21 protein-coding genes and 1 riboswitch are annotated in these 19191 nt (G+C 38.8%); of the genes, 10 read left to right on the top strand and 11 right to left on the bottom strand.

Annotated features, from left to right (window positions below):
- The 7 genes from A6749_RS19470 to thiT form a co-directional block, all read right to left on the bottom strand.
- A partial coding sequence (locus tag A6749_RS19470; RefSeq protein ID WP_180321139.1) for a transposase occupies positions 1 to 394 on the bottom strand: 394 nt, incomplete at its 3' end.
- Positions 395 to 935: 541 nt separating this feature from the next.
- Entirely contained in the window at positions 936 to 2999 is a 2064-nt protein-coding gene (locus A6749_RS19465) for a transglycosylase domain-containing protein (protein ID WP_066394533.1), read from the bottom strand.
- A gap of 103 nt (positions 3000 to 3102) precedes the next feature.
- Positions 3103 to 3570, bottom strand: a complete 468-nt coding sequence (locus tag A6749_RS19460) for a helix-turn-helix transcriptional regulator (protein ID WP_066394524.1) — start codon at positions 3568 to 3570, stop codon at positions 3103 to 3105.
- Positions 3571 to 3674: 104 nt separating this feature from the next.
- Positions 3675 to 3830, bottom strand: a complete 156-nt coding sequence (locus A6749_RS19455) for a FeoB-associated Cys-rich membrane protein (RefSeq protein ID WP_066394518.1) — start codon at positions 3828 to 3830, stop codon at positions 3675 to 3677.
- A 19-nt stretch (positions 3831 to 3849) separates the two neighbouring features.
- Positions 3850 to 5853, bottom strand: coding sequence for a ferrous iron transport protein B (gene feoB / locus A6749_RS19450; protein WP_066394512.1), 2004 nt, complete (start codon positions 5851 to 5853; stop codon positions 3850 to 3852).
- Positions 5853 to 6077 (bottom strand): FeoA family protein, encoded by a 225-nt coding sequence (locus A6749_RS19445; RefSeq protein ID WP_066394511.1) that lies wholly within the window; start codon positions 6075 to 6077, stop codon positions 5853 to 5855. Before A6749_RS19445 ends, feoB begins: the two co-directional genes overlap by 1 nt.
- A 120-nt stretch (positions 6078 to 6197) precedes the next feature.
- A complete protein-coding gene (gene thiT, locus A6749_RS19440) occupies positions 6198 to 6812 on the bottom strand; it encodes an energy-coupled thiamine transporter ThiT (protein ID WP_066394508.1) in 615 nt (204 codons plus the stop codon).
- A 77-nt stretch (positions 6813 to 6889) separates the two neighbouring features.
- Positions 6890 to 6997: riboswitch (TPP riboswitch) on the bottom strand.
- 129 nt (positions 6998 to 7126) lie between these two features.
- Between thiT and A6749_RS19435 the strand changes: the two genes are divergently transcribed.
- The 5 genes from A6749_RS19435 (at position 7127) to A6749_RS19415 (ending at position 11451) form a co-directional block, all read left to right on the top strand.
- Entirely contained in the window at positions 7127 to 7687 is a 561-nt protein-coding gene (locus A6749_RS19435; RefSeq protein ID WP_066394500.1) for a GNAT family N-acetyltransferase, read from the top strand.
- A 178-nt stretch (positions 7688 to 7865) separates the two neighbouring features.
- A complete protein-coding gene (locus A6749_RS19430; RefSeq protein WP_066394496.1) occupies positions 7866 to 9173 on the top strand; it encodes a hemolysin family protein in 1308 nt (435 codons plus the stop codon).
- 163 nt (positions 9174 to 9336) lie between these two features.
- A complete protein-coding gene (locus A6749_RS19425; protein WP_269085730.1) occupies positions 9337 to 9738 on the top strand; it encodes a MerR family transcriptional regulator in 402 nt (133 codons plus the stop codon).
- 61 nt (positions 9739 to 9799) lie between these two features.
- On the top strand, positions 9800 to 11155 hold the full coding sequence (locus A6749_RS19420) for a hemolysin family protein (protein ID WP_066394487.1): 1356 nt from the start codon (positions 9800 to 9802) through the stop codon (positions 11153 to 11155).
- A gap of 110 nt (positions 11156 to 11265) precedes the next feature.
- Positions 11266 to 11451, top strand: coding sequence for a hypothetical protein (locus A6749_RS19415; protein WP_066394480.1), 186 nt, complete (start codon positions 11266 to 11268; stop codon positions 11449 to 11451).
- 51 nt (positions 11452 to 11502) lie between these two features.
- On the opposite strand, the gene A6749_RS19410 is transcribed toward A6749_RS19415, so the two are convergent.
- Positions 11503 to 11799, bottom strand: coding sequence for a hypothetical protein (locus tag A6749_RS19410; protein ID WP_066394469.1), 297 nt, complete (start codon positions 11797 to 11799; stop codon positions 11503 to 11505).
- A 106-nt stretch (positions 11800 to 11905) separates the two neighbouring features.
- Positions 11906 to 12163 carry a CGCGG family putative rSAM-modified RiPP protein gene (locus A6749_RS19405; protein ID WP_066394466.1) on the bottom strand — a complete coding sequence of 86 codons (258 nt, stop codon included), beginning with the start codon at positions 12161 to 12163 and terminating at the stop codon, positions 11906 to 11908.
- A gap of 240 nt (positions 12164 to 12403) precedes the next feature.
- Here A6749_RS19405 and A6749_RS19400 point away from each other — a divergent pair, with 240 nt between their 5' ends.
- The 4 genes from A6749_RS19400 to A6749_RS19385 all read left to right on the top strand — a co-directional run bounded on the left by A6749_RS19400 (position 12404) and on the right by A6749_RS19385 (position 15300).
- Positions 12404 to 12712, top strand: a complete 309-nt coding sequence (locus A6749_RS19400) for a HesB/YadR/YfhF family protein (RefSeq protein WP_066394455.1) — start codon at positions 12404 to 12406, stop codon at positions 12710 to 12712.
- A 97-nt stretch (positions 12713 to 12809) separates the two neighbouring features.
- Positions 12810 to 13376, top strand: coding sequence for a DUF3939 domain-containing protein (locus A6749_RS19395; protein WP_084797903.1), 567 nt, complete (start codon positions 12810 to 12812; stop codon positions 13374 to 13376).
- 126 nt (positions 13377 to 13502) lie between these two features.
- A complete protein-coding gene (locus A6749_RS19390; protein WP_066394445.1) occupies positions 13503 to 14759 on the top strand; it encodes a DUF445 domain-containing protein in 1257 nt (418 codons plus the stop codon).
- A 175-nt stretch (positions 14760 to 14934) separates the two neighbouring features.
- Positions 14935 to 15300: a cytochrome-c oxidase gene (locus A6749_RS19385; RefSeq protein ID WP_066394442.1), complete on the top strand. Its 366-nt coding sequence runs from the start codon at positions 14935 to 14937 to the stop codon at positions 15298 to 15300.
- An 85-nt stretch (positions 15301 to 15385) separates the two neighbouring features.
- On the opposite strand, the gene A6749_RS19380 is transcribed toward A6749_RS19385, so the two are convergent.
- Complete coding sequence (locus A6749_RS19380; RefSeq protein WP_066394435.1) at positions 15386 to 16204, bottom strand: 5'-nucleotidase, lipoprotein e(P4) family; 819 nt, start codon at positions 16202 to 16204, stop codon at positions 15386 to 15388.
- A 65-nt stretch (positions 16205 to 16269) separates the two neighbouring features.
- A complete protein-coding gene (gene alaP, locus A6749_RS19375) occupies positions 16270 to 17685 on the bottom strand; it encodes an alanine permease AlaP (protein WP_066394429.1) in 1416 nt (471 codons plus the stop codon).
- A gap of 204 nt (positions 17686 to 17889) precedes the next feature.
- Here alaP and A6749_RS19370 point away from each other — a divergent pair, with 204 nt between their 5' ends.
- Positions 17890 to 19128 carry a helix-turn-helix domain-containing protein gene (locus tag A6749_RS19370; protein ID WP_066394421.1) on the top strand — a complete coding sequence of 413 codons (1239 nt, stop codon included), beginning with the start codon at positions 17890 to 17892 and terminating at the stop codon, positions 19126 to 19128.
- Positions 19129 to 19191: the final 63 nt, after the last annotated feature.

Below are 19191 nucleotides of genomic sequence, written 5' to 3'. Positions count from 1 at the left end.
TGTTTTCCCCACAGAGCTGCTCGACAATGTGAGTGACCCTCCGGGTCGAAACGCCGTTAATAACCATTTCAAGCATGGAGAGAACTAGAGCTTGATCACAACGCTCATACTTTTCAAAGACCGAAGTAGAAAATTCGCCATTTCGGGTCCTGGGTACCTTCAGCTTTAATTTGCCAATACCTAGAATCAATTCACGTTCATAGTAACCGTTTCGGTAGTCCCGGCGCTCCGTAGATCGTTCATAGGCAGCCACCTGTAAATAATCGTCCCTTTCTTTTTCCATAAATTCATTAAGAACTAAGACAAGCGCTGATTTAATCACCATATCTAGGTTAGAATTGATGACGGATTCTTTTAAAAGGTCCATATCTAGGTTAAACTGTAAGTGAGTCATTTTTATTCCTCTTTTCATTGTTTATCGTGGTTGAAAACAGTGTTGCCAAGAGTGAATAAAATGACTCTTTCTTTTTACACAATTATATGGACTTTATCCCTCTATGGACACTTCTTCCGCTTTTTTTCACGATTTCGTGTTCATTGAATACCTCTATGGACACTTCTTTCTCTTTTTTTCACGATTTCGTGTTCATTGAGGACCTCTATGGACACTTCTTCCGCTTTATTTCACGGCTTCGTGTTCATTGAGGATCTCTATGGACACTTCTTCCGCTTTTTTTCACGACTTCGTGTTCACTGAGGACCTCTATGGACACTTCTTTCTCTTTTTTTCACAATTTTGTGTTCATTGAGGACCTCTATGGACACTTCTTTCTCTTTTTTTCACGATTTCGTGTTCATTGAGGCGTCTATATGCACTTCTTTCTCTTTTCTTACGATTTCGTGTTCCTTGAAGCTTGTAAGGCATTTATATGATTAATAATTATTAATATCACGTACTATAAATTTGCTTAAAATAACCCACAACCAACTACAACTTAATGTCCGGGGCCGGGACCATGCCCATGCCCGGGCCCTTTCCCCTTATTTTTCTCCTTCTTCTTGTTCCATTTTTCTTTTTGTTTATTCCATTTTTCTTCCCATTTATGAACTTCGTTATTAAAACCTTTTTGGAAGTTCTCAAGGATTTTTTCTCGCTCCCTTTTTTCAATCAGGGGGGCGATATGAGGCACGTTAAAGCTTTCAACTGGCGTATTACGCAGGGCATCGGTCATGGCTTCGCGAAACACAACTGCGGCTCCGGTACCATTAACAGGGGTAATATAATGCTTGGCGTCTGTTTGGTCATAGCCTACCCAGACGGCTCCGACCAGCTGCGGCGTATACCCTACAAACCATTGATCCTTCAAGCCATTTATGCCTTGGATTGGAACCTGGGTGGAGCCCGTTTTACCTGCCGTTTCACGTCCGGGGATTTGGGCAGCTTTCCCTGTTCCTTCTTCAACTACACCCATGAGCATCGTAGTCATATCGTCGGCAACCGCCTTCGTGGTCACCCGCACCGACTTCCCTTTCCACTCGGCAACAACATTTCCATTAGCATCCACTATTTTTCTAATGACATGGGCATTCACCCGCATCCCGTTATTCGGGAAAACAGAAAATGCCTCAGCCATATCAATTGGTGCAACACCTTTATGCAGTCCACCAAGAGCAACCGCTAAATTTCGGTCTTCCTGATCAAGAGAAATCCCAAACCGCTTTACCGCTTCTAAACCCTTTTCAAGGCCAATTTCATTTAAAAGCCAAACAGCGGAAACATTTTTCGACTCTTTTACAGCTTCATACATTGGAACTTTGCCCTGGTATTGATGATCATAATTGCTCGGCTGATAATTTCCGAAACTCATCTGCTCATCCTTCAGCATGTCTGTAATTTTCCAGCCCTCTTCAAGCGCAGGAGTATAAACTGCTAACGGCTTAAACGATGAACCAGGCTGCGCCTTTAATTGTGTTGCCCGGTTATAGCCTCTAAAAGTATGTTCTCCTCGTCCGCCGACAAGGGCTCTTACACCGCCCGTTTGGGGATCCAATAAAACCCCGCCGCTTTGAACGAGCTTGTCACTACTCCCCGGAAATAAATCATCTCGCTGATAGGTTTTCTCCATCGCAGTCTGCATCGTCGGGTCGATTTCTGTATAAATTTGGTACCCACCTGTAAGCAATTCATCCTGAGAAAAACCATATTGATGAATCGCTTCGTTTAAGACTTGGTCAACATAGTAAGGAAATTTCCCTCGAAATGGGTCACTGCCTTTATCATTTAAAACGACCTTTTCATGCGACGCCTTCTCCAATTGCGCCTCTGTAATGTAGCCCTGATTCTTCATTTGCTGCAGCACAAGATTCCTTCTTGCCACTGCTTTTTCCATATGGTCATAAGGGTTTAAGGCAGATGGAGCCTTAACTAATCCTGCGAGCATGGCGGATTCACTAAGCGATAAATCCTTCACATCCTTGGCAAAATATTTGCCAGCAGCTTGTTTGATCCCCCATGCTCCTTCCCCAAAGTAAATCTGGTTTAAGTACATTTGGAGAATTTCCTGTTTTGTATATTCCCGTTCTACGGCTAATGCTAAAAACACTTCTTCAAATTTGCGCAGCAGCGTTTTTTGCGACGTTAGCAATGTATTTTTGATCAGCTGCTGTGTAATCGTGCTGCCGCCCTCTGCCATCCCTCCTGCTTTTAAGTCACGGACAAGAGCTCTTGACATCCCGATGAAATCTACACCGCTATGCTTATAAAAGCGGTGGTCTTCGATTGCCACAATCGCATTTTTCATTGACTCCGGAACTTGCTGTATCGGAACACCTTCATTTTTATTGGCTGATATTTTACTAGCCACTTTGCCATTTAAGTCGAAAAAGACGGTTGGCTGGGGGATTTCATTTTTAAGGCCAGAAATATCAACATCCTTTGAAAAATAATATAATAAACCGAAAAAGCCTAAAATAACTATTAATGTAGACAGCAGTATGACTTGGATGAAATGACGTTTTCGTAAATAGTTAACCACACTGCCAATCGTCTGCTTATTCATATTGCCTCCTAGATGTAACAAAATCATTTATGATAGCACGTATAATTTTCGATACTTTGCTGACTTTTATGACGGTTATGTCCTACAAAGAAAAAAGACGGGCTTACAAGGACCCATCTCCTTTTTGTGTTAATTCCTTAAAACGCAGCCGAGCTTGCTCTTCATCCAGACTGCTAAAAATACGGTAGTTTCTTTCATCCAATATTCGAAAATGTTTACTTAAAATATGTTGCTGCAAAATGAATCCGTTTTTCTTTTGAAGTACCTTCCACCAAACACGGCCGCCCAGTGTTTTTGATTTTCTAAAATCAATCCCGTCACGGGCAACCGTTTCGATGACTTCAAGCGGTTCACTTCCAAAAAGAAATTGAACTGTTTCTGTTTCACGGAAAAGAGCGCAAATGGCTACAACGGTGGACCAGTTGGCAAGGACTCTTCCCTTTTCAATTTGGACAAGAGTTTTCTTGGAAACACCAATAATTTCGGCCATTTTATCTTGGGTATAGCCTGCCTCTGTCCGAATTAACCGAAGTTTTTCAGAGACTTGCTGGATAATATCATCCCTGTTCATTTGAAACCCTTCCTTCAATAGCATCTAGTGTAATTTTACACAACCTTTCTTAATTTTAAAAGTAAAAGCTGCTGTCCCGAAAGACAGCAGCCAATTTTCAACCATTATTTAACCTTTGATGGCAGACCACAATTACTAGAGCATGAATTTTTCAGATCGCATGCAGCACATTTTCCTTTTTTGGATTTATTGATAAATTTCACCATTGCATAGGCAGCGTAGCCAAATATCGCTGCACCGATAATGATGCTGGCTATCATATGATCATCTCCCCTAAAATTACACCAGTCCGAACAACCTGCCGCCCTGATAAATCACCAACGACAAAACATAGGCGATAACAAGGGCATATACGACGGAGAAAACAGTCCACTTTTTCGATCCAGTTTCTTTATAGATGGTTGCCGTCGTTGCCAAACAAGGAATGTACAATAAAATAAACACCATAAAACTATATGCGGCCAGTGGTGTATAATAATTGGCCAAAAGCCCTTGCAAACTCGCATCGTTAGGAACAAAATAGATGATATTCATCGAAGCAATAATCGACTCTTTGGCAAGAAAGCCTGTAATTAAGGATGCGGCTGCCTGCCAGGTGCCAAAGCCGATTGGCGCGAGAACCGGAGCAATCACACCGCCAATTAACGCAAGGAAACTGTGATCCATATCCACATTTAAGCCGCCTGGTCCGGCATATGATAAGAGCCAAATAAATACAGAACCGGCAAAAATGAACGTTCCTGCTTTTCGAATAAAGCCTTTTCCTTTGTCCCATGTGCTTCTCCATAACGACTGAAACTGAGGCAGCCGATATGGCGGCAATTCGATGACGAATAAAGAAGTTTCTGATTTTAATATTGTAGATGAGAAAATTTTTGCTAGAATTAATGCCACAATAATTCCCAGTACATATAAACTTAAGACAATCAGCGCCCGGTGTCCTGCAAAAAATGCACCGACAAATAGGGCATATACCGGAAGTCTTGCTGAACACGACATTAGCGGCGTCAATAAAATCGTCAGGAGCCGCTCCCTTGGAGTTTCAATTGTTCTTGCAGCCATGATTCCCGGAACATTACAGCCAAAGCCGATAATCATCGGAATAAATGCCTTTCCGTTTAACCCGACTGATTCCATGATTCGGTCCATAACCAATGCCACACGGGCCATATAACCGGAATCCTCCAGCAGTGAAATAAACAGGAACAAAATAAAAATTTGCGGCACAAACACAAGCACGCCGCCGACTCCGGCTACTAACCCTTGAATAATTAGGGCATGGATAAAATCAGATGCATGGATCGCCGATAAAGCTGTTTCGAAAAGATTGGTAATCGGACCAGTTAAAAAGCCATCCAAGGCGTCTGACAACGGAGTTCCGATCCAATCGAACGTCAGCATGAACATAAAATACATTAAACATAAGAAAATTGGTATTCCTAAAAATTTATTTGTTACAATCCGGTCAATTTTTTCAGATAGCGGAATTTCACTGCTGCTCTTAACAGCAGCCTCAGCAGCAATTTTTTCAATTGCCTCTTTTCTCTTTAAATAAATAAAGTTTGCTAATGCTTTATTGCCATAGCGTTCTTGCAGTTCCGCTTCCAGGTTGGCTGCGATTGCACTAAGTACATTAGAATCGGCAATTTCGTGTAAATAATTTTTTACATATTCATTGCCTTCTAAATATTGCACCGCTAAAAAGCGATGAGAATGCTCTGTTTTATTGTTTATTTCCTTAGATAGTGCTGCTATTGCTGCTTCAACTTCTTTTCCATAATAAACAAGATTCTTGTTGACAGGCTTCAAAGATTTCGTTGAAATGATATCGACAAGCTTGTCGCAGCCCTTCCCACTCCTAGCGATAACCGGAACAACTGGGACACCTAAGAGCTTTGAAAGCTTTGCCGGATCTATTTTAATTCCGCGTTTATCAGCCACATCAATCATATTGAGGCCAATAAGAACAGGCCTTTCAAATTCAAGCAATTGCAGTGTTAAATGCAAATTTCGTTCTAATTGTGAAGCATCTAATATATTCAATAGCTGGTCAACCGATTCGTGTAAAAAGAAGTTTGTGACAACGCCTTCATCCCTAGATAGCGGGTTTAACGTATACACACCAGGCAAATCTATTAAATGGCCTTCTATTTTTTTAAACAAGCCAACCTTCTTTTCAACCGTAACACCGCTCCAGTTGCCAACATACTCATAGGAACCTGTTAGATTATTGAACAAAGATGTTTTCCCGGTATTTGGATTACCGATAAGAGCGATTTCCATTATACCTTCACCACTTCCATTTGTACCGCTTCCTTCCGGCGGATTCCTACGCATTGCCCGCAGGACTCAATCATAATCGGTCCGCCAAATGGCATGACACATTTTACACATACTTCTGAACCTTCTGTTATTCCTAAGTCAAGCAACCGTCTTTGTACAAGGTGACTCACATGAGAAAGATCTACGATTTTTCCTTTTTCACCTGCTTTTAACGAACAAATCATGAATGATCACCCTATCTAAGTTAAATGAGAATGATTCTCTTTCTATATTGTCATTTTAACACTTTTTTCAGAAATTCGTATAATAAATTTTTGACATTTGTATGAAAAAAAATAGGAAAGTCATCCGACCTTCCTATTATCTTCCCATTTTTTTTGCTGAATCAGCATTTTTTTTGGCATAGCACTGATGACCAAAACGACGATAATGGCACTAATCACAAAGCTTGGAAGCATATAAGTTCCGTTATAGAGAAGCGAATAAACCATCACCGGCTGGCCCTTCGGAGCATATTCGCCAAAAAACACAGCACCAGAGACTACATGGCAGGCATACCGAAGGAGACTCCCGATAAACGCCCCTAGGACTACATAAGTTACCCATGTTCCTCTATTTCCTATATCGTAAGATTGTTTGATTTGGCGGGCAAAAACCCCAGCTAGACCGACAACCGTAAAGGCGATGAAGTAATCGATAATTCCTTGGATGATTGTATAAATTTGAGCAAAGCCAAGGATAAATTGTAATAGACCGAGAATGAACCCAGTGAGGAGACCGCCTTTGATTCCCCACCGGTAGGCCATGAGGAAAATTGGTACCATAGCGATGGATATTGAACCGCCCTGCGGCCAGATTTTTAATGAAAGAATTCCCGCAAGAAAATCCAATAAATAAGCCAGTGCGGAAAATACCGCCACTTCGGAAATAAATAATGTATTGCTTCTTGTCTTGTTCACTTAAACTGCCCCCTTTTATTTTTTTAAAAACGCAAAAAAGCAATGCAAACATAAGGATTGTCTGCATTGCTTAGAACTCAGCAATAAAACCACATCCCTACGCTAGCGTTAACTAACAGGTTCAAAGGGTTAGAACTTATTTGTTCACTCTCAGCCGCGTAACCGCAGCACCCCTTGTGGAAAAGCCCTCAAATTAACTCAAATATACAACGCTTCCATCATAAACACAAGAAAAAACTTATAATGATTGCAAGAAAAAAGCACCGAACCCTTCCGCTCTCATATCATGTAGTAAAAATTTTAGGAGTTTGCCTATGTTTACTTTAAAGGTTGATCATGATATTGAATTGCAATTATTGCAGCGACATCATGCGATGAAGCTTTTTAAGCTCGTTGAAGAAAATCGGGTCCATTTGCGTGAATGGCTGCCGTGGGTGGATACTATGTTGACTCCCTTCGATTTTGAAAATTTGATCCCAATCTGGCTGAATCAATTCGCCGAAAACAGCGCCTATAATCTTGGGATTCTTTATAAGGGTACGCTTGTCGGAGTCATCGGAATTCATCAAATCGATTGGTATAACAAATTAGCGAGTATTGGTTACTATCTATCGAAAGATGCTGAAGGGCATGGAATTGTTTCACGTTCCGTCAAGGCCATGCTAAACTACGCCTATTTTGATTTAGGGCTTAACAGAATTGAAATACGCTGCGGGGTGAAAAATAAAAAAAGCCGGGCCATTCCTGAACGTCTAGCATTTATTAGGGAAGGCACAGTCAGAGATGGTGAACTATTAAGTGGATATTACCATGATATAATAATTTATAGCATGCTCGCTCGTGAATGGAATGGCATGCATCGTGTCATCAAATAACATACCCCAGTAACAGCTGCCCCTAAAGGCAGTTCTTTTTTTGCAGCAAACAGCGGATTTGCTAATCAAATTTTTTTTTGAAATAATATAATAAGTAGTCAAATTTATTAAAGTTCAACTGAGACAATCAGTAATCTTGTAAGTGAGGTGGCGTGCCTTACACCTTGTAAGGCGACCGATGATTTGGATTAACGTTATAATTATTGCACTCTTAATTGCTTTTACCGCATTTTTTGTTGCATCCGAATTTGCGATTGTAAGGGTGCGGACAACAAGAATCGATCAATTAATATTAGAAGGAAATAGAAAAGCGGAGGCGGCTAAGAAGGTCATTTCCAACATGGATGGTTACCTGTCGGCGACACAGGTTGGCATCACTGTCACCTCGCTTATTTTAGGATGGCGCGGTGAGTCAACCGTCCGTGAACTGTTAAAGCCGATTTTTGATTTAATTCCCATGCCGCTTTCAGTTAAGGAGATTATTTCCTTTATCCTGGCATTCGCCATAATTACCTTTTTTAATGTTGTCATTGGTGAGTTAGCGCCAAAAACCTTCGCCATTCAAAAGGCTGAAGAAATTATACTGCAAATTGCAAAACCGCTAATTTGGTTTTACCGAATCATGTACCCTTTCATTTGGGTTCTTAATCATTCAGCTCGCTTTGTGACCGGATTATTCGGCATCAAGCCCGCTTCTGAAAATGATATTGTGATGTCTGAAGAGGAATTAAGAATGATTCTTTCCCAGAGCTATGAGAGTGGAGAAATTAACCAGTCCGAATACAGCTACATGAATAATATCTTCGAATTCGACGATCGTGTAGCCAAAGAAATCATGGTGCCTAGAACAGAGCTAATCACACTTTCCAAAGATGCAACAATGGACGAAATCATTAGGACAGTGAGAGAAGAAAAATACACCCGTTATCCCGTTATTGACGGTGACAAAGATAATATTTTGGGAATCGTCAATATTAAGGAAGTATTAACCGATTGTATTCAGCAAAAATGTTTAGGGGAGGAACCGCTTGAAAATTACATCAATCCAGTTATTCATGTGATAGAAACCATCCCCATTAAAGAATTATTAATCAAGCTGCAAAAGAACCGTTCTCACCTGGCCATATTATCTGATGAATACGGTGGTACGGCAGGAATTGTAACAATTGAAGATATTCTAGAAGAAATTGTCGGTGAAATACGTGATGAATTCGACCTCGATGAGCTCCCGCTGATCCAAAAAGCTGGAGAAAACCACTTTATTTTAGATGGCAAAGTCTTAATCAGTGAGGTAAATGATTTATTAGGGACAACCCTGGAGGAAGAGGATATCGATACAATCGGCGGCTGGTTTTTAACCCAAAAGTTTGATGTTCAGAAAGGTGACTCCATTGAAAGAGAAGGATTCGTTTTTCAAATAAAAGAAAATGAAGGTCACCATATTTTATATATCGATGTAAAAAAAATTACCTCGTCTCCTGAATAGGAGACTTTTTTTATTAATTTGGATTCATATTTGTTAGAGTTATTCCATAAAATGTAGAAATACGGATATATTTAAACTAGAACGTTTGACTGTACGGTTTATTTATTTTATAATAGTAGGTAATTTACATTTGTTGAGGTGGTAAAATGGGGCTGTCTATCGAATTGGTGAACTAGCAGAACGTGCAATGGTTTCGAAAAGAACCATTGACTACTACACGTCCATTGGCTTGCTTAAAGCGGAGCGTTCTAAGTCCAATTACCGCATCTACTCCGAGGAATCCTTGCATGATCTAAAGTTTATTGAAGAATGCAAGAATCTGCATTTTCCATTAGACGAGATTAAGAGAAAGCTAGAAATGCGGAAGGCTGGCAATATCCGCGCTTCGGAAGTTGATAAACATGTCAGTGCTGTGACACAGCAAGTGAAACAGCTGCATAGTGATTTATTTGATTTAATTCCAATTTTAGAAAACTTGGATGACAAACAAAAAGAAAATCTAATTAACAATCTTAGCTTGCTTAAGATTGCATTAAAGAAGTCTTTAGTAAAGGTTTCAAATTAATTTTTTAATAAACCGGGAGGTGACTCCTTACCCGTCTTAAAAACGGGCTAAGGGAATTTATTTGGACATATTTAACTTGGTTTTAATAGCCATTTTAATTGGATTAACAGCATTTTTTGTAGCTTCGGAGTTTGCGATTGTTAAAATAAGAAGTTCAAGAATTGACCAGTTAATCGAAGAAGGAAATTCGAAGGCGGTTTCAGCGAAAAAGGTTATTTCAAATCTGGATGAATACTTGTCGGCCTGTCAGCTTGGGATCACCATTACTGCATTAGGTTTAGGTTGGATTGGTGAAAAAACCATCCAGCATCTGCTTGGTCCGGTGTTCCGTGAATTAAGTATTCCTGACAATGCCGTTACTGTTTTATCCATTTCGATTGCCTTTGCATCGATAACCTTCATTCACGTCGTTGTCGGCGAACTTGCACCGAAAACATTGGCAATTCAAAAGGCAGAATGGATTACCCTTAATTTATCAAAACCGCTGATTCTTTTTTATAAGATCATGTACCCTGCAATTTGGGTTCTGAACGGTTCAGCTCGGGTAGTTTCCCGTCTGTTCGGTTTAAAGCCGGTTTCGGAAAATGAGATTGCCCATACGGAAGAAGAACTTCGAATCATCCTGTCGGAAAGTTATAAAAGTGGCGAAATTAACCAATCAGAGTTTAAGTATGTAAATAAAATTTTTGATTTTGATGATCGAATTGCCAAAGAAATTATGGTCCCAAGAACAGAGATTGTATCATTGTCAAAAGATGATACACTTGACACCCTGCTTAAGGTCATACGGGAAGAGAAATTTACCCGTTACCCAATTATTGATGGGGATAAGGATCATATTATCGGGCTAGTGAATATAAAGGAAATAATGACAGACCTTATTGGAAATGGTCAGTTGACGTCGATGACACTCGAAACCTATACCCGTCCAATCATTAGAGTCATTGAAACCATTCCAATTCATGATTTACTTGTTAAAATGCAAAAAGACAGACTGCATATGGCTGTACTAATGGATGAATATGGCGGTACTTCAGGTCTAGTAACGGTTGAAGATATCCTCGAAGAAATTGTCGGGGAAATTCGCGACGAATTTGATATGGATGAAATTCCTGAGGTCCGTAAAATAAAAGAAAATCACTATATCATTGACTCTAAAGTTTTGGTTAGTGAAGTAAACGATTTATTTGGCATCGAAATTAATGATGAAGATGTGGATACAATCGGCGGCTGGATTTTAACGGAAAATTATGAGGCCAAAGAAGGCGATACCATTCTTCATGACTCTTATGCCTTCAAAATTATTGAAATGGAAGAACACCATTTAAAATATATTGAAGTCACAAAGAGAAGCACCGATGATGAAACAGCTGTCCAACAGCAAATCGCTTTACCAAAATCAGAGGTACTATATTAGCCTTGATAAAAACCAAACCATAATGGTTTGGTTTTTTTGATGAAAAATAGGACAATTTCCTATTCCCTCTTCTCGGCATTTGCATATTCTGCTAGTAAGGAGGGATGAAAATGAATCAAGCGGCATATCTTTTTTTAGCTTGTATTTTGGCAGGGTTCGCCTTAGTCAAAATGCCAGCGATTTCATTTTTAGCTAGTTTGTCATCATTATTTGATGTTGTAGGAGCACTTGCCATCCTTGTCTTTTCTGTCGCAATACTATATCTTGGTGTCAAGGGTTTGTTAAATAAACTTTGATGCTTTATAAATTTGGAGCCGGACGTTACATTCGTCTGGCTCTTTTGCTTATTATTTATTTTTAAAAATTAATATTTCTTCTTCTGCTTTTGCAATTTTGACCAGATGGGAATCAAGGCGGCGATTAATGTGCTGAATATCGTTCTTCTGAGTTTCTTCCATTCTGTGCAATGAATCTTTAATATCGGATAAATCAATTTGATTAACCGTAACTCGATGCTCAATGCTATCCACTTTCTCTAATCTTGACAATCTTTTTTCAATATTATCTAATGTTTCATTAAACATCTTAATAAGCGTTTTTATATCATTAACATTTTCGGAAAGCCTTGTGAATTCATGCTCCATAGGTCAAAATCTCCTTTTTCTAATTTCCTTCATCATATCATCATTCTTACAATTTTAATGTTACAAAAAAGGGAACAATTCATAGAGGAAACAATTCAAAAAGCACTTATAGTTTCCAAACCCTGAGAACATATCCGCCGCATCCACATTGATCAATAAATTTGACTCTAAGCTTATTTGGAAAAAGCCCTTCGAGTAAAGGCTGTAAATAATCCTCCGGGCTGCCAAAGGCTGAGGCGGTGACTAAATTTACATAGCACCCTGCCGCTGTTTCTTCCACCGCTGTCAAAGCAGCCTTTATGATAAGATCGATATCCTGCTCGTATTCATCATGCTCTAAATCCTTTGTCCAATCTTTATTCATATAATCCCCACCAGCGTATTTATTAACTATCTTTATTTAAACTCATTTTGCTAAATAGAATATTGATTTAGTTCACACTTTAACATCCTTAAATTTGAACATTTTATTACAACAACAACACAAGAAGCAGTTTGTGAGTTATATCATAGTCAATTTTTCAAAAAAATTATACCCTATAAGTAAACTCTTACATCCTTCTGTAAAAAAAACATACTCCTACAAAAAGGTTGGTGCATAAATATGTTCTTATCAATCGATGAAAAAGCAGCAGCATGGTTTACTCAAGAATTTGATTTCCACAAGCCATTCACTGTAAGATTGTTCCCGCAATATGCCGGCTTAGGGGCAAAGCATAAAGGCTACAGCTTAGCTTTTTCGCTTGAAACGCCAGGAGATATCGCATTTTCTAAAGAAGTGAATGGGATCACTTTCTTTGTCGAAAGCAATGATTCATGGTTCTTTGAAGATACAGAAACATATTTATCAGTTGATGAACATCTTGATGAACTGAAGATTAAATACAGAAATGAAAATAATCATATACATTAACAAAAAAGGTATCTGCGGTTATATAGCAGATACCTTTTTTGTTAATATTTATATATAATAAAGATGAAAGGATATTAATGTAAAGGAGAAGGTTGTTATGAACCCGCTTTCCTTCAGCTGGATATTCGGTATTATTTTTACTGTCTTTGTTGTCTACTTTATCATTAAATTCTTTACACCACCTAATCAAAAAGGAATAAAAAACGAACAGGCAGCGGCGAAAAATTATCCAACTATTGATGTGACTCTCGACGATGTCCGCATGGCCATCAGAAAATTTTCCGAGTGCCTCCCAAAAGGAGTCTATCGGACTATCCTTGTCAAAGATGACCACAGTATTGACTTCCATCAGTTAGCTCCTATACTTGGCGGAATTCCCACAAAAAAATTCTATATGTCAAAGGAAACCTACGATTTATTCGAGGAAGATGAACGACATATTCCACCAGCAATGGATATGGTGCAAAAAGCGGTCGACCTATATGTAGAAGAACGTAAAGAATTTCCTATATTAAGCTATGATCCACAGCGAAGGGTAAATTATTATCAATTATTACAGGAAAAATATCTCAAAGCGGCGCCCGAAATCCAATTTTACATTACCGAACTCGATGGACTTATCACACACAATAGGCCTGAAAAGAAAGGCACTTCTCAATCGTGAGAAGTGCTTTTTCTTTTCCCCTCTGCTTCTTCAATCATTTCTGTTTGTGTATTCCTCTTTTTTTCGCTATATTAGTTCTTGACCTGATATTCAAAACAATGATTAAACCAAACAAGGAGTTATAAGATGGAAAAACCAAAAAAAAACACCCGGCATTTAGCGACTATTTCTCTCGCTGTAATGGCTGCCGGTTTTCTGATTACCATTCCATTAGAGCCATCCATTTGGAAAACGATCCTTCAGGGTGGGTTTGAGGCTGGATTAGTAGGCGGACTTGCCGATTGGTTTGCCGTAACAGCGTTATTCCGTCACCCACTTGGTGTTCCAATCCCACATACGGCCCTATTACCAAAGAATCGCGAAAAAATCACCGGTAAAATTATTTCGATGCTGGAGAATGATTGGCTTACAAAAGAGAGTATTCGGGCAAAAATTAATTCATTTCAAATAAGCGAGAAATTATTTGAATTAGCCGAAAAAGAAATGGAATCAGAAGCAGCCAAAAAAAATATTATTTCATTGCTGCAGCATTTTATTAATCTCATCGATATCCAAAAAATAGCCCCTATCCTTAAAAAGGAAATAAAGGTACGGCTGCAAAAAATCGATATCAAAAATTATCTTCCTTTATTAATTGACCAAATTTCATTGCGAAAATACGATGAAAAAGCATTAGATTACGTATTAAAGGAAGTTGATGAATGGGCCAAAAGAGACAGCACGAAGTATCGACTCGGCGGTATGGCAGTGGAGATGATTGAAAATATTAAAGCAGATGGTTTCATGCAGTTTGCCCTAAGATCCTTCAGTAGTCTTGTAAACGAAGAAAAACTAGGCAATATCATTCAGAGTCTCATTGTAAAAGGGGTCGACAGCTTCCGTGACCCAAATAATCAAAATCGGCAGACATTATTGCTTCATATTCATCAAAAGCTGGAAAGTCTAAAATCAGATGAGAAGGTTTATGAAGAACTTGAGCACTTCCGAACACAAATAATTGACCGCTGGCATCTGGAAGAAAAGATTGTAGAGCTGTTAACTGAGATTCAGCAGAAAGCATTAGACTTCACAGGAGAGCCTAACTTTTATGACAAATATGTTCTCCCAATCATCGCTAATAATCTTGGGAAATTAAAAGCTGATGAAGAGAAAGTTCAACAGTTGGAAACCTGGCTAAAAAAACAAATCGTTAGCTTTGTTGATCATAACCATTCAAAAATCGGAACACTTGTGAAAGAGAATTTAGATAAATTAGATACGAAGACACTAACTCATATGATAGAAACAAATGTCGGGAAAGATTTGCAGTGGATTCGTGTAAACGGTGCTGTGTGCGGCTTTTTAATCGGGCTTGTTCTTGTAGGAATAAAGGCTCTATTTTAAGATTTTATTTTTTAGAAGACCTCCTAAAGTTGGAGGTCTTTTTTCGTTTGCTATTCTGCAATATTCTCCATAAAAAAACCTTTCTCGTCCTAATAAATCAAAGTTCTATCTGTTTATCCTCCCACATATTTAGTACTATAGTCACATTTATTAACTTCGAAAAGGAGGATTGCGAATGGGAGTTAAGTTTATTAAGATTTCCGTTTGTTACTTTGTCATTGGGGTTTGTTTAGGGATGTTTATGTCCATGACCGGAAAATTTACTTTTACCCCTGTACATGTCCACATTAATTTATTAGGCTGGACAGCAATGACCCTTGCCGGTCTGATTTATGTCGCATTTCCTAGTGCATCAGAGACAAGACTCGCTAAAGTTCATTTTTGGGGGCATAATCTTGCTCTTCCTGTCATGATGATCGGGCTTGCATTATTAGTTTCCGGTGTTGCTGCTGCTGGTACTGCCGTTGCCATTGGCGGCACAGTTATGGTATTAAGCATCATTATTTTCGCCATTAATATTCTTCTAAATGTAAAGAACTAAGTAAACAGAACTATTATATATTATTTATCTCTCTTCAATTTTCGACAAAAACGCTGCAGTATTTATTTGCAGCGTTTTTGTCCCTTTATGGTTCTATACTATTCAGATGTTCCTTTCTAATTCTTTCGATATCCTTCCATGATTTTTTCATATCAAAATCATAAATAGCTCCTTCCCAATCCCCATACATCGGATTCGGGAACACGATCAATTTTTTACCGAACTCTTCTTTCATTTTATTAACTGTATCCACTCTGCCGGTATCTGTTAAACCATCAAAACCGCTAAAATCACCAAGGTTATCACCAAATAATAATAAAATATCATGCGTTTTGGCCACGTGACGGCGGCGTGTTTCCTTCCCGTTTTCATTTTCCTGCTGCAGCAGCACATGCCGAGCATCTGCCTGAGGTGCACCAACATGCTGTAAATTTTTAATTGTTGCGGCCTTCTGTGTTTCTTTCCTGTTGGAAATGTAGTAGATTTCTACCCCCTTTGCATCAGCATACTGTAAGAATTCAAGCGCTCCCGGAAGTAATTTTGCTTCAGCCCGATCAAACCAATTACTCCAATTAAACGGGTCTCCATTCCTATTAACGACAAACGAGGCTTGATACGGGCTGTTATCCAGAACGGTTTCATCAATATCAAGAACAATTGCCGGCTTTAATGAACGATTATACTGCTTTTTTCTAAGGATTTCGTCTAATCTTAGTTTCCCAATATTATATCCTTGGTAATACAATGCTTTTGCTTCCCCGGCATTTTGAAACCAAAGAATCGACATTGTGTTTTGTTCATAAAGATGCGGCGGTGGATTTTTTGCAGGCTCAGCAGAAACAGTCAGACTTGAAAGAATTAGTGTGATCACAGCTGCCGGAAACCAGATTGAAATCTTTTTCATTTAATATACCTCCCATTCACATTTACCTGTTAGTATGTGGAAAAAAACAAAAAAAATGAGACCCGTCAAGGTCCCATTCTTTCAAATTTGCTTTTGTCAGCAGAGATTCTTTTGTTTTCCCATTTATGAAATCCTTTTCCAAAATAACTCCCAACTAGGAGAAGCAGCCATACTGGCCCAATAATTAAGGCAATTCTTGTATCAGGACTAAACGCCAACAGTACAATAACAAAAGCTAAAAAAGCTAATGAAATATAAGATGTGTAAGGAAATAGCGGCATCTTATACTTCATTTGCTTCACTTCCTCAAGTTTTAAGGACTTCCGATAACGAATTTGTGAAAGTAAAATAATCCCCCATGTCCAAATGGCTCCAAAGGTGGCAATGCTGGTCACCCAAGTAAAGACCTTGGCAGGAACAATATAATTTAACAGCACACCAATCAATAAGGCAACAGCCGATGCCAATACAGCAAATCCAGGTACTCCTGTTTTTGTTATTTTCCCAAAACGTTTTGGTGCCTCCCCATGGCCGGCTAAGTCAAATAACATCCTTGCAGTGCTAAAGATTCCGCTGTTACAGGAGGACAAAGCAGCAGTTAAAACAACAAAGTTAATAATTCCCGCCGCACTCTTAATGCCTATTTGTTCAAAGGTAAGAACAAACGGGCTGCCTTTTGTACCAATTTCTGACCAAGGATAAATGGACATAATGACAAAAAGAGCACCGACATAAAATAATAGGATCCGCCAAAACACCGTATCAATCGCTCTTGACAAGGACTTTTCAGGATTTTTAACCTCCCCTGCTGTTACCCCGATCATTTCAATCCCTAGGTAAGCAAACATAACCATTTGCAAGGATAGTAACACACCTTTTAAACCATGCGGGAATAAACCGCCATGATTCCAAAGATTGCTGATTCCCGTAGCAATACCGCCATTGCCCAAACCCCAAAATATCATGGCCGCACCGACAATAATCATCGCTGCAATAGTTACAATTTTAATTAGCGCAAACCAAAACTCCAATTCACCATAAGCCTTTACCGCCATCACATTGACGGCGGTCATAAGCACTAATGCAGCCAAGGCCCAAATCCACCTTGGTACTGCCGGAAACCAATATTCCATATATATTCCAACAGCAGTAATTTCCGCCATGCATGTTGTGACCCATAGAAACCAATAATTCCACCCTGTAATGAACCCTGCAAGCGGTCCTAAATACTCTCTTGCATACGTACTGAACGAGCCGGCAACAGGTCTTTGGATAGCCATTTCCCCAAGTGCCCTCATGATAAAGAACATAATCATACCGCTGAATGCATAAGCGAACAAAATCCCCGGTCCTGCCATTTGAATGGCCGTTGCGGACCCAAGGAATAATCCGACCCCGATTGCAGCTCCTAAGGACATTAACGTAATATGCCGTTCTTCTAATCCCCGCTGAAGTTCTTTCCCTTGATGATGCGAACTCATTTTTTACATCTCCCTAATGGAACTCGAAATAAGCAAATTTTTATTTTAAAATAATAATCTGAAGATATTTTACATTGTTTTATCATTTTTTTGTATATTTTTTGTTTAAAAACATGAAATAGACCTATTTTTTTTGTAAAATTAAACAAAGGGAATTCAATTAATAAAAATCGTCTTCTTTGTATTTAGTTGGAGGTAACAAAATTGAATTATGGCGTATATGATCCTTTTAAAATTGATTTCGATAGTTTGGATGAATTAGCTGACAGAATCAGCCAAGTGCTTCAATGTCCAGTGACCATCGAGGATGCTAATCACCGCCTTCTGGCCTATAGCACACATGATGAGCGGACTGACCAAGCACGAATTTCAACCATTATTGGCCGCAGAGTACCTGAGAAGGTTATCAATCAACTGTGGAAGGAAGGGACAATTCCAGCTCTTCTTTCAACAAAAGAGCCGATTCGTGTGAAAAATATGGCCGAGATTGGACTTGGGCATCGGGTGGCAATTTCTATTTGGAAGCAGGAAGAAGTATTGGGGTTTATTTGGGCAATAGAAATTGATAGATCTTTAACAGATGAAGACCTTGCACTGTTAAAAAAAGCGGCACAGTCAGCAAAAAATAAACTCCTGCAGCTTCGGACAAGAAAAAATAGAAAGGAAGAGCGATCACAGGAATTCTTTTGGAAGCTATTAACAGGGCATTTACACATTCATGAAGAAATAATGAATCATTTTCAATCACTGCAAATTACACCTGCTTCCACCTATGGATTACTTGTGTTTCAGTTCCAGCAAAATATTACAAATAAAGAAGAGCAAAACATTTCCTATTCATTAAAAACAAATCAACGTTTGAAAATAATGCTGTCAACGATTGATTGTAATCAGTTGATTCTGCTCATATCTGCAGACAGTATTCAAAATCCATTTGAAGAACTAAGCGAATTTGCTCAGCTTTTTATTCATAAAATGAAGGAACGTTACAGAATTACAGGCATAACACCTGTTTTCAGCAGTATTTATAACGACTATTCAACCATCACGAAGGCCTATAATGAGACGCTGGAAGTCTTATCAATTAAACATCAATTTCCTGATGAAACGAAAAATATATATACCTATCAAAAGTTAGGTATTTATCAATTCTTCCATATCCTTTTAGAAAAGCGGAAACATGAACAGTATGAAAATTATTCGTTGAGGATGCTGCGGGAATACGACGAAAAACATAATAGCAATCTCATTGAGACACTTGATGTATTTTTAAGTAAAGATACGAATATCAATGATGCCGCGAAAGAGTTAAATGTACATGCCAATACATTAAATTATCGATTGAAAAGAATTGCTGAAATTGGCGGTGTTGACTTTAAAGATCCCAATCAGAAAATGACGCTTTATATTGATTTAAAGCTGCAAAAGTATCAAAGAATATAAATGTTTGTGAAAATCTCCAAAAGTCGCAAATATCTTTCTCCATTCTAAACAAAGAAAATCACC

Origin of the sequence: Neobacillus mesonae, assembly GCF_001636315.1 — a bacterium.
GTDB lineage: Bacteria > Bacillota > Bacilli > Bacillales > Cytobacillaceae > Neobacillus > Neobacillus mesonae.
This window is presented reverse-complemented; position numbering and strand designations above follow the sequence as displayed.

Coding starts and splice junctions, on each gene's coding strand:
- A6749_RS19410 (WP_066394469.1), bottom strand. CDS start 11,799: ATGGAGCATGAATTCACAAGGCTTTCCGAAAATGTTAATGATATAAAA.
- A6749_RS19385 (WP_066394442.1), top strand. CDS start 14,935: ATGGGAGTTAAGTTTATTAAGATTTCCGTTTGTTACTTTGTCATTGGG.
- A6749_RS19435 (WP_066394500.1), top strand. CDS start 7,127: ATGTTTACTTTAAAGGTTGATCATGATATTGAATTGCAATTATTGCAG.
- A6749_RS19400 (WP_066394455.1), top strand. CDS start 12,404: ATGTTCTTATCAATCGATGAAAAAGCAGCAGCATGGTTTACTCAAGAA.
- A6749_RS19395 (WP_084797903.1), top strand. CDS start 12,810: ATGAACCCGCTTTCCTTCAGCTGGATATTCGGTATTATTTTTACTGTC.
- A6749_RS19445 (WP_066394511.1), bottom strand. CDS start 6,077: ATGATTTGTTCGTTAAAAGCAGGTGAAAAAGGAAAAATCGTAGATCTT.
- A6749_RS19460 (WP_066394524.1), bottom strand. CDS start 3,570: ATGAACAGGGATGATATTATCCAGCAAGTCTCTGAAAAACTTCGGTTA.
- A6749_RS19430 (WP_066394496.1), top strand. CDS start 7,866: ATGATTTGGATTAACGTTATAATTATTGCACTCTTAATTGCTTTTACC.
- alaP (WP_066394429.1), bottom strand. CDS start 17,685: ATGAGTTCGCATCATCAAGGGAAAGAACTTCAGCGGGGATTAGAAGAA.
- A6749_RS19405 (WP_066394466.1), bottom strand. CDS start 12,163: ATGAATAAAGATTGGACAAAGGATTTAGAGCATGATGAATACGAGCAG.
- A6749_RS19465 (WP_066394533.1), bottom strand. CDS start 2,999: ATGAATAAGCAGACGATTGGCAGTGTGGTTAACTATTTACGAAAACGT.
- A6749_RS19415 (WP_066394480.1), top strand. CDS start 11,266: ATGAATCAAGCGGCATATCTTTTTTTAGCTTGTATTTTGGCAGGGTTC.
- A6749_RS19455 (WP_066394518.1), bottom strand. CDS start 3,830: ATGATAGCCAGCATCATTATCGGTGCAGCGATATTTGGCTACGCTGCC.
- A6749_RS19380 (WP_066394435.1), bottom strand. CDS start 16,204: ATGAAAAAGATTTCAATCTGGTTTCCGGCAGCTGTGATCACACTAATT.
- feoB (WP_066394512.1), bottom strand. CDS start 5,853: ATGGAAATCGCTCTTATCGGTAATCCAAATACCGGGAAAACATCTTTG.
- A6749_RS19390 (WP_066394445.1), top strand. CDS start 13,503: ATGGAAAAACCAAAAAAAAACACCCGGCATTTAGCGACTATTTCTCTC.